Below are 14,409 nucleotides of genomic sequence, written 5' to 3'. Positions count from 1 at the left end.
CAAGGAGATGAGCCATGCAAATGAAGTCCTGGATCGCGGGTGCAGCGATTGCCCTCAGCGCCCTGCCCGGTATCAGTCAGGCACGTGACACGATGCTGTTGCTGCCGTTCGACAAGGTGATCCAGCAAATGACCCAGCAAGGCAAGCTCGACGGCAGCGTCAAGTTCTACCTGGCGGGCGTGCCGCCACGCGGCAAGGTCACCGTGGTAAGCCCGAATGCGGTCACCAACAAGAAGACCAATGCCTTCAACAAGAGCGACACCGAAGCCTGCGAATGGGTCCTGCAATCGGCGATCCTGCAATTGAACGAAGCGGCCAAGGGTGCCGGCGCCAACGCGGTGACCAACATCACCAGCTATTACAAAAAGATCGAACGCAAAGACCCGGTGAACTACGAGTGCCATGCCGGCGCAGTGATCGCCGGTGTCGCCCTGAAGGGCGACCTGGCCAAGGTCAACTGAGCGGGCGGCAAGCTGTAAGCTTCAAGCTGCACGCGAGAGCACCATGCGCTCTTGCTTGCAGCTTATGGCTTGAAGCTTGCCAGCTCACAAAAAGCTTTGGCCATCGGTGATTGCTCGTCCTTGCGTTGCACCAGCCATACCGCACTGCTGGCGCCATCGTCGAGCAGAGTGCGGTACGCCACCCCGTCGATGCGCAAGCGCTGGTACGACGCCGGTAACACCGTCACACCCAACCCCGCCGCCACCAGGCCGATGATCGTCATCACTTCGCCCGCCTCTTGAGTAATCAACGGGCTGAAGCCCGCTGCCCTGGCCAGCCCAATGATCTGCGCATACAAGCCGCTGCCGTAGCTGCGCGGAAAAAACACGAACGGCTCTTCGGCCAACGCCGCCATGAATAACCCTTGCTCACTGCCAGCCACCAATGGGTGGTCGGAACGCATGATCGCAACCAGCGGCTCACGCAACAGCTCCACGGCGATCAACGAGTCGGGTAACGGCAAGGGCCGCATGATACCGACCTGCATGCTGCCATCTTGCAGATGATCGACCACGTCCTGGCTGGTCATTTCCTGCAAGGCCAGGTGCACCGCCGGGTAACTCTGGCGAAACGCAAAAATGGCTTTGGGAATGCTTGAGGTAAAGGGCGCCGAGGCTGTGAAGCCGACCTTCAGTTCACCCAGTTCGCCCAACTGCGCACGCCGGGCCACATCAGCGGCTTTATCGACCTGCGCCAATACCAGGCGGGCCTGTTCAAGAAACAAACGCCCGGCTTCGCTCAATTCCACACGCCGGTTGGTGCGCTCAAACAGCCGCGCGCCCAGCTCCTGCTCCAGCGCCTGGATCTGCTGGCTCAGCGGTGGTTGAGAAATGCCCAGCGCCTGGGCCGCCCGACCAAAGTGCAGCTCTTCGGCCACCGCAATGAAATAACGCAGATGCCGCAGTTCCATAGGCCACCAAATAAGTCGTACAAGCTATCAATCATGTCTAACAATATATTGGATTGAATCATTAGCCCGCTATATGCTTTTTTCAATGCCTGCCTGTTCTTGCAAGACCGAGGTCCACCGTGAAGCCTGCCAGCCCTGCGCTCAATAACGATACTCCGCCATCGCCCGCCCAAACCGCGAGTCAGGCCGACACCTACATCGAAAAGAACACACCGCTGTTCACCCGCACCGCACTGGCGCTGTTCGCGGCAGGCTTTGCCACCTTCGCCCTGTTGTATTGCGTGCAGCCGATGATGCCGCTGTTGTCACGCGAATTCGCCATCAGTGCCGCGCAGAGCAGCCTGGTGCTGTCAGTCTCTACCGCGATGCTCGCCATTGGCCTGCTGGTTACCGGGCCGATTTCCGACCGTATCGGCCGCAAGCCGGTCATGGTTCTGGCGCTGTTCTGCGCCTCTATCGCCACCCTGGCCAGTGCGCTGATGCCCGACTGGGAAACCGTGCTGGTAACCCGTGCGCTGGTCGGCTTGTCGCTGAGCGGGCTGGCGGCGGTGGCCATGACCTATCTGAGTGAAGAGATCCACCCGACCCATCTGGGCCTGGCCATGGGTTTGTACATCGGCGGCAGCGCGGTGGGCGGCATGTGCGGACGGCTGATCAGCGGGGTACTGATCGACTACGTGAACTGGCACGTTGCACTGCTGGTGATCGGCGGCCTGGCGTTGATTGCCGCCGCGGTGTTCTGGCGCATCCTGCCCGACTCGCGCAACTTCCGCCCCCGTTCATTACACCCGCGCAGCCTGCTGGACGGCTTCGCCGTGCAGTTGCGCGATCAGGGCCTGCCGTTATTGTTCCTGACCGGCTTTTTGCTGATGGGCGCGTTCGTCACCCTGTTCAACTACATTGCCTACCGCTTTCTCGAAGCGCCCTACAACCTGAGCCAGGCCGTGGTCGGGCTATTCTCGGTGGTCTACCTGTCGGGTATCTACAGTTCAGCAAAAATCGGCTCGCTGGCCGACCGTCTGGGCCGTCGCAAGGTGCTCTGGGCGGTCATCGTGCTGATGCTCGCCGGCCTGGGCCTGACCCTGCTCAACCCGCTGGCACTGGTGATCATCGGCGTACTGATCTTCACCTTCGGGTTCTTCGGCGCCCACTCGGTGGCCAGCAGTTGGGTCGGCCGCCGCGCCACCACCGCGCGCGGCCAGGCCTCGTCGCTGTACCTGTTCTGCTACTACGCAGGCTCCAGCGTAGCCGGCACCGGCGGCGGCGTGTTCTGGCACTACGCCGGCTGGAACGGGATCGTGCTGTTTATCGGATTGCTGTTACTGCTGGCGCTGGGGGTCGCGTGGCGACTGGCACTGTTACAGCCGTTGGGCGAGTCAATCCGCTAAGCCATCAGACGACGAGCGCACAAGGCTACCTGTTTCATGGGTTTCTGGGCATGGCCCTGTGAGTCTTGGAGGCGTGCTAGCGTTAAAAGGAGAAGTGTCCTACATACGCTGACGTGGTTTCGCGCATTCTTTCGGCCTGCTTTCGTTCAGAGTTGCTCGATTGAAGTACCAGGCAGTTTGGCCTGCAGTCGACACTTCTCATGAACTTGCTCCGGATGGAGGACACGCCATGAAATCGTTACCCCTGAAAGGAAGCAGTCTGCTTTCGACATTATCGTTTTCCCTGGGCCTGAATCTGCTGGCAGGCATGCTGCCGATCAATGTCGCTGCGGCTCAGGCTGCGCTCAATAACGCTTCCTGTGAAAATTGCAGTTTTCAAGATGGCTACGCAGTCGTGAATCAGGACAGCGTTCGCCTGCACTATGTAACAGGCGGCAAAGGGCCTGCATTGCTACTGATTCCAGGTTGGCCGCAAACGGCTTACACCTGGCATAAAATCATGCCAGAGCTAGCCCGGCACTTCACTGTCATTGCCGTTGATCCGCGCGGTCTGGGCGATTCGAATCGCCCCATGGCTGGCTATGACACTGACAACGTGGCTCGGGACCTACACGAGTTGATGCGCTCGCTGGGGCATTCGACCTATAGCGTGGTCGGCCATGACGTAGGTATGTGGATCGGCTATTCAATGGCCGCCAACTACCCTGACGAAATTTCTCGCATTGTGTTGTCCGAGGCCGGTATTCCGGGTCTTGATCCACTGCGTTCCTGGCATTTCGCTTTTAACCAGCTAGCGGATTTGCCCGAAGCGCTGGTTGAGGGCAAAGAAAGAGTCTATCTGGAGTGGCTGTTTAACAGCTTCGCCTATCGACCGACTGACCTCGCGACCGAGGAATATGTTCGTGCGTATTCAAAACCCGGTGCGATGCGCGCAGGCTTTGCCTACTACCGGGCTATTCCCCAAACCATCGAGCAGAACAAAAAGCATGCGCTTACACCGCTGAAGATGCCGGTACTGGCAGTGGGCGGCGAATTTGCACGTGCTGGCGGTTTGAAGGATATGTTGGCGCCGGTCGCAACCGATGTGACAGCTCGTGTCATCCCGGGCGCAGGGCACTATCCTCAGGAAGAGGCACCGGAGGAAATGTTAGAAGCCTTGCTGGCGTTTCTTACCGCAAAGTAAGCATCGAACACTGCCAGAAACATGCAACAACGCCCGGCAAAAACCGGGCGTTGGTGTCGCAAGCATCACTGATCAGCCGTGATACTGCGCCGAGAACTCGTGCACTGCCTCGATAAACGCACCGGCATTGGCCGGGTCGACTTCCGGGGTGATGCCGTGGCCGAGGTTGAACACATGGCCGGTGCCGTGGCCATAGCTGGCCAGGATGCGCGCCACTTCCTGGCGGATGGCTTCAGGGCGGGCATAGAGCACGGTCGGGTCCATGTTGCCTTGCAGGGCCACTTTGTCGCCGACACGGGCGCGGGCCTGGCCGATGTCGCACGTCCAGTCCAGGCCCAGTGCGTCGGCACCGGCGTCGGCAATGCTTTCCAGCCACAAGCCGCCGCCTTTGGTGAACAGGATCACCGGCACTTTGCGGCCGTCGTGTTCACGGATCAGGCCACTGACGATCTTGCGCATGTAGGCCAGAGAAAATTCTTGATAAGCCGCCGCCGAAAGGCTGCCGCCCCAGCTATCGAAGATCTGCACGGCCTGGGCTCCGGCCAGGATCTGGCCGTTGAGGTAGGCCGTGACCGACTGCGCCAGCTTGTCGAGCAGCAGGTGCATGGCTTGCGGGTTTTCGTAGAGCATGGCCTTGGACTTGCGAAAGTCCTTGGACGAGCCGCCCTCGACCATATAGGTGGCCAAAGTCCAAGGGCTGCCCGAAAAACCGATCAGCGGCACGCGGCCATTGAGCTCGCGGCGGATGGTGCTGACCGCATCCATCACATAACCCAGATCCTTTTGCGGATCAGGAATGGGCAAGGCTTCGATATCGGCCAGGGTGCTGACGGTTTTCTTGAAGCGTGGACCTTCGCCGGTCTCGAAGTACAGACCCAGGCCCATGGCATCGGGCATGGTGAGGATGTCAGAGAACAGGATGGCGGCATCCAGCGCATAGCGCTCCAGCGGCTGCAAGGTGACTTCGCAGGCAAACTCCGGGTTCATGCACAAGCTCATGAAGTCTCCGGCCTTGGCGCGGCTGGCGCGATACTCCGGCAGATAGCGACCGGCCTGGCGCATCATCCAGACAGGTGTCACATCCACGGGTTGCTTGAGCAGGGCACGAAGGAAACGGTCGTTCTTCAGGACAGTCATGTCAGCTTCCGCAAAAAATAGGCGGGCATTTTCTCAGAGCGACAAGAGCAGTTACAAGCGACAAGCGTCAGGCTGCAACAAGAAAGGGCCCGAAGGCCCTTTGTTGTTGATTTGAGTCAGGAGTGTGTCTTCACACGCCCAGGTAATCGAGAATCCCTTCGGCGGCGTTGCGGCCTTCGAAGATCGCGGTTACCACCAGGTCAGATCCACGCACCATGTCGCCACCGGCAAAGATTTTCGGGTTGCTGGTCTGGTGCTTGAACTTGCCTTGTTCCGGGGCGATAACCCGGCCCTGGCTGTCGGTCTGGATATCGAACTGCTCGAACCATGGCGCCGGGCTTGGGCGGAAGCCGAACGCGATGACCACGGCGTCAGCCGGGATGATTTCTTCGGAACCAGGAATTGGCTCGGGGCTGCGGCGGCCACGGGCATCAGGCTCGCCCAGGCGGGTCTCGACCACTTTCACGCCTTCGACCTTGTCTTCACCGACAATGGCGATTGGCTGGCGGTTGTAGAGGAACTTCACGCCCTCTTCCTTGGCGTTCTTCACTTCCTTGCGTGAACCCGGCATGTTCTCTTCGTCACGGCGATAGGCGCAGGTCACAGCCTTGGCACCCTGGCGAATCGAGGTCCGGTTGCAGTCCATCGCGGTGTCGCCACCGCCCAGCACCACAACCTTCTTGCCCTTCATGTCGATGAAGTCTTCCGGGGCCTTTTCAAAGCCCAGGTTGCGGTTAACGTTGGCGATCAGGAAATCCAGCGCGTCGTAAACGCCCGGCAGGTCTTCACCGGCGAAACCGCCTTTCATGTAGGTGTAGGTGCCCATGCCCATGAACACCGCGTCGTATTCGGCGAGCAACTGCTCCAGCGTCACGTCCTTGCCCACTTCGACGTTCAGGCGGAACTCAATGCCCATGCCGGTGAACACTTCACGGCGATGGCTGAGCACGCTCTTTTCCAGCTTGAACTCAGGGATGCCAAAGGTCAGCAAGCCGCCGATTTCCGGGTTCTTGTCGAACACCACCGGCGTCACACCGCTGCGCACCAGGACGTCGGCACAGCCCAGGCCCGCAGGGCCTGCACCGATGATTGCCACACGTTTGCCGGTCGGCACGACGCGCGACATGTCCGGGCGCCAGCCCATGGCGAAGGCGGTATCGGTGATGTACTTCTCGACCGAACCGATGGTGACCGCGCCAAACCCGTCATTGAGGGTACAGGCCCCTTCACACAGGCGGTCTTGCGGGCAAACGCGGCCGCAGACTTCCGGCAGGGTGTTGGTCTGGTGCGACAGCTCGGCGGCCGCCAGGATGTTGCCTTCGGCGACCAGTTTCAGCCAGTTGGGAATGAAGTTGTGCACCGGGCACTTCCATTCGCAATACGGGTTGCCGCAACCCAGGCAACGGTGGGCCTGGTCGACGGACTGCTGGGGCTTGAAGGGTTCGTAGATTTCAACGAACTCTTTCTTGCGCTGGCGCAGCAGCTTCTTTTTCGGATCTTTACGTCCGACATCAAGGAACTGGAAGTCGTTACTCAGACGTTCAGCCATGGTTGTTGCCTCATCACGGGCAGCTTCAAGCTTCGAGCTTCAAGCTGCAGGAATCACGTTCTAATCGACGCAGGGGCTGCAAGCCTGTCACGTCAGGCTTGCAGCGCTCGGCTGCCTTATTGTGGGTTGGCACGGGTGCTGGAGAGCAGCGACTTGAGGCTCGCAGCCTTCGGCTTGACCAGCCAGAAGCGGCGCAGGAAGTCGTCCAGGTTCTCTGCCACGTTACGGCCCCACTCGCTGTCGGTCTCGGCCACGTACTCATCGAGCACGCTCTGCAGATGGGTACGGTAGGCTTCCATCGCTTCGCCGCTGATCCGCTGGATCTCGACCAGCTCGTGGTTGACCCGGTCAACGAAGGTGTTGTCCAGGTCCAGCACGTAGGCGAAACCACCGGTCATACCGGAACCGAAGTTGTAGCCGGTCTTGCCCAGCACGCAGACGAAGCCGCCGGTCATGTATTCGCAGCAGTGATCGCCGGTGCCTTCGACGATGGTGTGGGCACCGGAGTTACGCACGGCGAAACGCTCACCGGCCGTACCTGCGGCGAACAGCTTGCCGCCGGTTGCGCCGTACAGGCAGGTGTTACCGACAATGGCACTTTCCTGGGTCTTGAACGGGCTGCCTTTGGGCGGAACGATGACCAGCTTGCCGGCCGTCATGCCTTTACCCACGTAGTCGTTGGCGTCGCCTTCGAGGTACATGTTCAGGCCACCGGCGTTCCATACACCGAAGCTCTGCCCGGCAGTGCCCTTGAGGCGGAAGGTGATCGGCGCCTTGTTCATGCCCTGGTTGCCGTGCAGTTTGGCAATTTCGCCGGAGATGCGCGCACCGATGGAACGGTCGCAGTTGCACACGTCCAGCTCGAACTCGCCACCGCTCATCGACTCGATGGCCGATTTGGCCATTTCGACCATTTTCTCGGCCAGCAGGCCTTTGTCGAACGGCGGGTTACGGTCGACCAGGCTGAACTGCGGCTTGTCGGCCGGGATGTAATCGCTGCCCAGCAACGGGGTCATGTCCAGATGCTGTTGACGCTCGGTGTCGCCCGGCAGGATTTCCAGCAGGTCGGTACGGCCGATCAGCTCTTCCAGCGAGCGCACGCCCAGCTTGGCCAGCCACTCACGGGTTTCTTCGGCAATGTAGGTGAAGAAGTTGATCACCATGTCGACGGTGCCGATGTAGTGATCCTTGCGCAGCTTGTCGTTCTGGGTCGCCACGCCGGTCGCGCAGTTGTTCAGATGGCAGATACGCAGGTATTTGCAGCCCAGGGCGATCATCGGCGCAGTACCGAAACCGAAGCTCTCGGCCCCCAGGATCGCCGCCTTGATCACGTCCAGGCCGGTTTTCAGGCCGCCGTCAGTCTGCACCTTGACCTTGCCGCGCAAGTCGTTGCCGCGCAGGGTCTGGTGAGTCTCGGCCAGGCCCAGCTCCCACGGCGAGCCGGCGTACTTGATGGAGGTCAGTGGCGAAGCGCCGGTGCCGCCGTCGTAACCGGAGATGGTAATCAGGTCGGCATAAGCTTTGGCGACACCGGCCGCGATGGTGCCCACGCCGGCTTCTGCCACCAGCTTGACCGAAACCAGTGCCTGCGGGTTGACCTGCTTAAGGTCGAAAATCAGCTGCGACAGGTCTTCGATCGAGTAGATGTCGTGGTGCGGCGGTGGTGAAATCAGAGTCACGCCAGGCACCGCATAGCGCAGTTTGGCGATCAGGCCGTTGACCTTGCCACCGGGCAACTGGCCGCCCTCACCGGGCTTGGCACCCTGTGCGACCTTGATCTGCAGCACTTCGGCGTTGACCAGGTACTCAGGAGTGACGCCGAAACGGCCGGTGGCGATCTGCTTGATCTTGGAGCTGCGGATGGTGCCGTAGCGCGACGGATCTTCACCGCCCTCACCGGAGTTGGAGCGCGCGCCCAGGCGGTTCATCGCCTCGGCCAGGGCTTCGTGAGCTTCCGGCGACAGTGCGCCCAGCGAGATACCGGCCGAGTCGAAGCGCTTGAGGATCGCCGGCAGCGGCTCGATTTCATCGAGGCTCAGCGGCTGCTCAAGGGTCTTGACCTTGAACAGGTCACGCAGCATCGACACCGGGCGGTTGTCCACCAGCGCGGTGTATTCCTTGAATTTCTCGTAGTTGCCCTGCTGCACGGCCGCTTGCAGGGTGTTGACCACGTCCGGGTTGTAGGCGTGGTATTCCCCACCGTAGACAAACTTCAGCAGACCACCCTGCTGGATCGGTTTGCGCGCACTCCAGGCCTCAGCGGCCAGCAGCTTCTGGTCGGACTCCAGGTCAACGAAACGTGCACCCTTCAGGCGGCTTGGCACGCCACGGAAGCTGAGGTTGCAGACCTCTTCGGACAGACCGATGGCTTCGAACAGCTGGGCGCCACGGTAGGAGGCCACGGTCGAGATACCCATCTTCGACAGGATTTTGAGCAAGCCTTTGGTAATGCCTTTACGGTAGTTCTTGAACACTTCGTAGAGGTCGCCCAGCACTTCACCGGTGCGGATCAGGTCGCCCAGCACTTCGTAAGCCAGGAACGGATAGACCGCCGAAGCACCGAAACCGAGCAACACCGCGAAGTGGTGCGGGTCACGGGCGGTCGCGGTCTCGACCAGGATGTTACTGTCGCAGCGCAGGCCCTGCTCGGTCAGGCGGTGGTGTACCGCACCGGTGGCCAGCGAAGCATGCACCGGCAGCTTGCCCGGCGCGATATGCCGGTCACTGAGAACGATCAGGGTATGCCCTGAACGTACGGCTTCTTCAGCCTGATCGGCAATATTGCGGACGGCAGCTTCCAGACCAACGCTTTGGTCGTAGTTCAGGTCGATGATGCAGCGCTCGAAGCCTGGACGCTCCAGGGTCATCAGGCTGCGCCATTTGGCCGGGGAAATCACCGGCGAGCTGAGGATCACCCGCGAGGCGTGCTCAGGCGACTCCTGGAAGATGTTGCGCTCGGCACCCAGGCAGATTTCCAGGGACATGACGATGGCTTCGCGCAGCGGGTCGATCGGCGGGTTGGTAACCTGCGCGAACTGCTGGCGGAAGTAATCGTAAGGCGAGCGGACCCGACGCGACAGCACGGCCATCGGTGTGTCATCACCCATCGACCCCACGGCTTCCTGGCCCTGCTCACCCAGCGGGCGCAACACCTGGTCACGCTCTTCAAAGGTGACCTGGTACATCTTCATGTACTGCTTGAGCTGGTCCTGGTTGTAGAAGGCCGAACCGTGGTCGTTGTCTTCCATGGTCGCCTGGATGCGCAAGGCGTTCTTGCGCAGCCACTGCTTGTACGGATGACGCGACTTGAGGCGGTTGTCGATGGCGTCAGTGTCGAGGATCTGGCCGGTCTCGGTGTCCACGGCAAAGATCTGGCCCGGCCCCACACGGCCTTTGGCGATCACGTCTTCAGGGGTGTAGTCCCAGACGCCGATTTCCGACGCCAGGGTGATGTAGCCGTTCTTGGTCATGACCCAGCGCGCCGGGCGCAGGCCGTTGCGGTCGAGCAGGCAGACCGCGTGGCGACCTTCGGTCATCACCACGCCGGCCGGGCCGTCCCACGGCTCCATGTGCATGGAGTTGTATTCGTAGAACGCGCGCAGGTCCGAGTCCATGGTCTCGACGTTCTGCCAGGCTGGCGGAATGATCATTCGCACGCCACGGAACAGGTCGATACCACCAGTGACCATCAGCTCCAGCATGTTGTCCATGCTTGAGGAGTCGGAACCGACACGGTTGACCAGCGGACCGAGCTCTTCAAGCTCCATCAGGTCGTTGGTGAACTTGGTGCGGCGAGCCTGGGCCCAGTTACGGTTACCGGTGATGGTGTTGATTTCACCGTTGTGCGCCAGGAAGCGGAACGGCTGGGCCAGCGGCCACTTCGGCATGGTGTTGGTCGAGAAGCGCTGGTGGAATACGCAGATCGCGGTCTGCAGGCGCTCGTCGCCCAGGTCCGGATAGAAGGCTGCCAGGTCGGCAGGCATCATCAGGCCCTTATAGATGATGGTCTTGTGCGAGAAGCTGCAGATGTAGTGCTCTGCATCCTCGGCGTTGGCCACCGACGAACGGCGGCGGGCGCTGAACAGCTTGACCGCGAACTCCTGATCGCTCAGGCCTTCACCGCCGATGAACACCTGCTCGATGCGTGGCAGGCGCTCCAGGGCCAGACGCCCGAGCACGCTGGTGTCGATCGGCACCTGGCGCCAGCCAACCAGATTGAGACCTGCGGCCAGGATCTCGCGATTCATGTGCTCGCGGGCAGCCTCGGCCTTTTCGTCATTCTGGTTGAAGAACACCATGCCCACCGCATACTGGCGAGGCAGCTCGACACCGAACTGCTCTTTGGCCACGGCACGCAGGAACAGGTCGGGCTTCTGGATCAACAGACCGCAACCGTCACCGGTCTTGCCGTCAGCGTTGATACCGCCACGGTGGGTCATGCAGGTCAGGGCCGCCATAGCCGTCTGCAAGAGGTGATGGCTGGCTTCACCCTGCATGTGGGCGATCAGGCCAAATCCACAGTTAGCCTTGTGTACATCCGGATGGTACAGACCTGTTTTCATAGACACTTTCTCACCAGGCTGCCTGGGTTAGAGGCAAATTCTTCGGCTCAATCAACCGCTTCATCACGCCGAACGTACGCCGGCTTTGGAGAAGCAAAACGGAGGGCATTGTACACAGCAGGGCATGAGCCCACAAATTTAATGACTATTTACTGAAAAAGCGTGTCGCATTTATGAAGGTTTTAAAGTGACGCCCTGTGTTAGTCAAATCTATTTTTGACGACCAAAGGGGGTTGGCAGGGGAGTTTGTAGCGCGGACACCGCCAGAATCACACCCTTGGCAGAAGGGTGCGTCCTGGGGATAAACAGCGGGATATCGAGGTAAGCGGCCCTTGGCGGGCCGCTTCAATCCGCACGCTTAGCGAGAAGCGCCGAGTTCTTGCTGGATGCTGGCCACAGTACGAGGCCAAGGTTTACCAGCCTGGACCTTGGCTGGCAAGTTTTTGATCGCAGCCAGGGCAGCATTGCGATCAGCAAAGTTACCGTAGGTGATCACATACAGGGGTTTGCCCTGCAGGGTTTTCTTGAAGTAGCGGTACTCCCCGCCCTGCTCGGCGATGTAAGCCTGGGCAGTGGACTCGGAACTGGTCCCCAGGATCTGCACCACATAGCGACCAGGAGCCTGGCCGCTGTACCAGCTACCGCCTGTCGCCGGTTTGGCGGGTGCGGCTGCCACAGGCTTCTCGGCCGGCTTGGCCGCTGGTGCTGGTGCTGGTGCTGGTGCTGGCGCCGGGGCAGGTGCCGGCTTGGCGGTCGCCACCTGGGTCTGTGGAGCAGGAGCCGGAGCCGGCTTTGCAGCAGGCGCCGGTGCCGGCGCAGGTGCCGCTGGCGCAGGAATCGACGAGCGCGGCACTTCAGCAGCCTGGTGGCCGGCTGGCGGGGCGCTGGTGGTCACGGTAGGCGGGCTGGCAGGCGAGGTGCTCGGCACCGCGTCTTCGTCACTCGGACCGGAACCGGTCGCCTCGGCCAATGGACCGCGCATGACCGGTTGCGAATTGCCGGCCAGCGGCAATGGCATCGGTTGCGAGTTGCCTGCAAACTCGATGGCCGGACCACCATTATTGGACTGCTGAGCAGGCTGGGTACCTTGCCCCAACGGCAATTGGGCCTGGGCATTGGTCGGCGGATTGGCCGTATTGCTCTTGTCGCCGCCCGGGATCAGCACTGCGGCGGCCACGGCGGCCACGACCACAGCCCCCAGGGCCAGTATGTGTTTCTTCGGCATGTTGAACCCTACGCTAGGGCGCTTGACCGCGGAGCGACTCGCGATCATCGCCTCGATCATTGAATCGCGGGCCACCTGGTTGATGATCCCGGGCCAGCCATCGGACTGCTCGTGGATATCGGCGATCTGATCGGCGCTCAGCAAGGCAATACCCTGTCCCGCACCGTCCAGGCGTTGTGCCAGATACTCACGAGTTTCTTCTTCGTTGTAGGGCTGCAGCTCGATAACGTGAAAGCGCTCGCCTTCGGTGTCACCGTGCATGCCGGCACATATCTGGTCGAGACGATCGATCAGCGATGCCTCACCGAACAGAAATACATGCGGACGCCCTTCCGGCGCGCCCTCAGCCAGCCCCAGCAGGGCTTCGAGTGCCGAATCACCGAGTTGTTCCGCATCGTCGAGCAGAATGTAGACTTCCTGTCCCGTCAGGGCCAGTTGCACGACCTGGGCAAGGATCGGCTTCATCTCGGCGCTGGAAATTCCCAGCGATTCGGCGACCTGCTGCAATACCCCGGCAGCATCACCGGCCGCACGTGCCGATATCACTACACTCTGCACGGACTGCTTGTTGGTGCTGGCGACCAGTGCCTGGCGCAGCAGGGTCTTGCCGCTGCCCTGGGGGCCGGTAACAGCCAGCAGCAACTGGCTGTAACGCGCCAGGTGATGCAACTGGCCCAGCACCGGCTTACGCTGGGCAGGGAAAAACTTGAAGCCAGGCACCCGCGCCGCAAAGGGGTCGTGACTCAACTGATAGTGGCCGAGAAAGGCCTCGTCGGCGTGCAAACTAGTCATCGGTCTTTCCATTAACCTCTAAGCTGATCCACCAGGGCGCGGTAATCCGTCACCAGAGTGGCCTTGAGTACGTCTTGCGGGTAGTCGTCAGTGACCACCGCCTCACCCAGCTGTCGCAGCAATACCAGGCGCATGCGGCCATCGATCACTTTCTTGTCGACCGCCATGTGCGCCATGAATTGCGCCTCAGTCATTTCCTGCGGCGGCACAACCGGCAATCCGGCGCGCAACAGCAGAGCAATACCACGATTGCGCTCCTGAGTGGTGATCCAGCCCAGCCGCGCGGACATTTCCAGAGCCATGACGGTGCCAGCCGAAACCGCCTCGCCATGCAGCCACACACCATACCCCATCTCGGTTTCGATGGCGTGGCCAAAGGTGTGACCCAGGTTCAGGGTCGCGCGAATTCCCGACTCACGCTCATCGGCACCTACCACCCGTGCCTTGGCCGCACATGAACGCTCGATGGCCGCTGTCAGCGCCACCTGGTCCAGGCCGCGCAACGCATCGATATTGTCTTCCAGCCAGCTCAGGAACGGTTCGTCGCAGATCAGGCCATACTTGATGACTTCGGCCAGGCCCGCTGACAGTTCGCGCTCGGGCAGGGTGTTCAGCGAGCGGGTATCGATCAGCACCACCGATGGCTGGTAGAACGCACCGATCATGTTCTTGCCCAGCGGGTGATTGATGCCGGTCTTGCCACCGACCGAAGAGTCGACCTGGGACAACAGGGTGGTGGGGATCTGAATGAAGTTCACCCCACGCTGATAGCAGGCTGCGGCAAAACCCGCCATGTCACCGATCACACCACCGCCCAGGGCGATGACGGTGGTACGGCGATCATGCCGGGCGCCAAGCAGGCCGTCGAAGATCAGTTGCAGGGTTTCCCAGTTCTTGAAGGCCTCACCGTCAGGCAGCACCACCGGCAGAACCGTATAGCCGGCCAGAGTCTTGGTCAGACGTTCCAGATACAGCGGCGCAACCGTGGTGTTGGTCACGATAGCCACCTGACGACCAACGATATGCGGTGTCAGAAGCTCAGGCTGGTCCAGCAGACCTTCGCCAATATGAATCGGGTAGCTACGCTCACCAAGATCGACCGTCAAAGTCTGCATGTTTCCCCACATTGATTAGCGATTGGGCGCTTTTCGCGCACCAGAGC

9 protein-coding genes are annotated in these 14,409 nt (G+C 60.9%); 3 read left to right on the top strand and 6 right to left on the bottom strand.

What is annotated here, in order from left to right; all coding sequences use genetic code 11:
- Positions 1-14: 14 nt before the first annotated feature.
- On the top strand, positions 15-461 hold the full coding sequence (locus PSCI_RS11335) for a hypothetical protein (RefSeq protein WP_045486548.1): 447 nt from the start codon (positions 15-17) through the stop codon (positions 459-461).
- A gap of 62 nt (positions 462-523) precedes the next feature.
- Here PSCI_RS11335 and PSCI_RS11330 read toward each other — a convergent pair whose 3' ends face one another.
- Complete coding sequence (locus PSCI_RS11330) at positions 524-1,411, bottom strand: LysR family transcriptional regulator (RefSeq protein WP_045486545.1); 888 nt, start codon at positions 1,409-1,411, stop codon at positions 524-526.
- 119 nt (positions 1,412-1,530) lie between these two features.
- Here PSCI_RS11330 and PSCI_RS11325 point away from each other — a divergent pair, with 119 nt between their 5' ends.
- Both PSCI_RS11325 and PSCI_RS11320 read left to right on the top strand, forming a co-directional pair.
- Entirely contained in the window at positions 1,531-2,799 is a 1,269-nt protein-coding gene (locus PSCI_RS11325) for an MFS transporter (protein ID WP_045486543.1), read from the top strand.
- Between the two features lie 229 nt (positions 2,800-3,028).
- Complete coding sequence (locus tag PSCI_RS11320; protein ID WP_045486540.1) at positions 3,029-3,982, top strand: alpha/beta fold hydrolase; 954 nt, start codon at positions 3,029-3,031, stop codon at positions 3,980-3,982.
- Positions 3,983-4,054: 72 nt separating this feature from the next.
- On the opposite strand, the gene hemE is transcribed toward PSCI_RS11320, so the two are convergent.
- From hemE to aroB, 5 genes are all read right to left on the bottom strand, one after another.
- Positions 4,055-5,119 carry a uroporphyrinogen decarboxylase gene (gene hemE, locus PSCI_RS11315; protein WP_045486538.1) on the bottom strand — a complete coding sequence of 355 codons (1,065 nt, stop codon included), beginning with the start codon at positions 5,117-5,119 and terminating at the stop codon, positions 4,055-4,057.
- A 130-nt stretch (positions 5,120-5,249) separates the two neighbouring features.
- Positions 5,250-6,668 carry an FAD-dependent oxidoreductase gene (locus tag PSCI_RS11310; protein WP_045486536.1) on the bottom strand — a complete coding sequence of 473 codons (1,419 nt, stop codon included), beginning with the start codon at positions 6,666-6,668 and terminating at the stop codon, positions 5,250-5,252.
- A 116-nt stretch (positions 6,669-6,784) separates the two neighbouring features.
- The gene (gltB, locus tag PSCI_RS11305) at positions 6,785-11,230 is read right to left on the bottom strand and encodes a glutamate synthase large subunit (protein ID WP_045486534.1); all 4,446 of its coding nucleotides are present in this window, start codon (positions 11,228-11,230) and stop codon (positions 6,785-6,787) included.
- 358 nt (positions 11,231-11,588) lie between these two features.
- Positions 11,589-13,247 carry an AAA family ATPase gene (locus tag PSCI_RS11300; protein WP_045486532.1) on the bottom strand — a complete coding sequence of 553 codons (1,659 nt, stop codon included), beginning with the start codon at positions 13,245-13,247 and terminating at the stop codon, positions 11,589-11,591.
- A gap of 11 nt (positions 13,248-13,258) precedes the next feature.
- Positions 13,259-14,362, bottom strand: coding sequence for a 3-dehydroquinate synthase (aroB, locus tag PSCI_RS11295; RefSeq protein ID WP_045486530.1), 1,104 nt, complete (start codon positions 14,360-14,362; stop codon positions 13,259-13,261).
- Positions 14,363-14,409: the final 47 nt, after the last annotated feature.

This window comes from Pseudomonas sp. StFLB209 (assembly GCF_000829415.1).
Taxonomy (GTDB): Bacteria; Pseudomonadota; Gammaproteobacteria; order Pseudomonadales; family Pseudomonadaceae; genus Aquipseudomonas.
This window is presented reverse-complemented; position numbering and strand designations above follow the sequence as displayed.

Bases quoted from the DNA above. Each gene is read 5' to 3' on its own strand.
- PSCI_RS11335 (WP_045486548.1), top strand. From the start codon at position 15: ATGCAAATGAAGTCCTGGATCGCGGGTGCAGCGATTGCCCTCAGCGCC.
- PSCI_RS11330 (WP_045486545.1), bottom strand. From the start codon at position 1,411: ATGGAACTGCGGCATCTGCGTTATTTCATTGCGGTGGCCGAAGAGCTG.
- PSCI_RS11320 (WP_045486540.1), top strand. From the start codon at position 3,029: ATGAAATCGTTACCCCTGAAAGGAAGCAGTCTGCTTTCGACATTATCG.
- hemE (WP_045486538.1), bottom strand. From the start codon at position 5,119: ATGACTGTCCTGAAGAACGACCGTTTCCTTCGTGCCCTGCTCAAGCAA.
- PSCI_RS11310 (WP_045486536.1), bottom strand. From the start codon at position 6,668: ATGGCTGAACGTCTGAGTAACGACTTCCAGTTCCTTGATGTCGGACGT.
- gltB (WP_045486534.1), bottom strand. From the start codon at position 11,230: ATGAAAACAGGTCTGTACCATCCGGATGTACACAAGGCTAACTGTGGA.
- PSCI_RS11300 (WP_045486532.1), bottom strand. From the start codon at position 13,247: ATGACTAGTTTGCACGCCGACGAGGCCTTTCTCGGCCACTATCAGTTG.
- aroB (WP_045486530.1), bottom strand. From the start codon at position 14,362: ATGCAGACTTTGACGGTCGATCTTGGTGAGCGTAGCTACCCGATTCAT.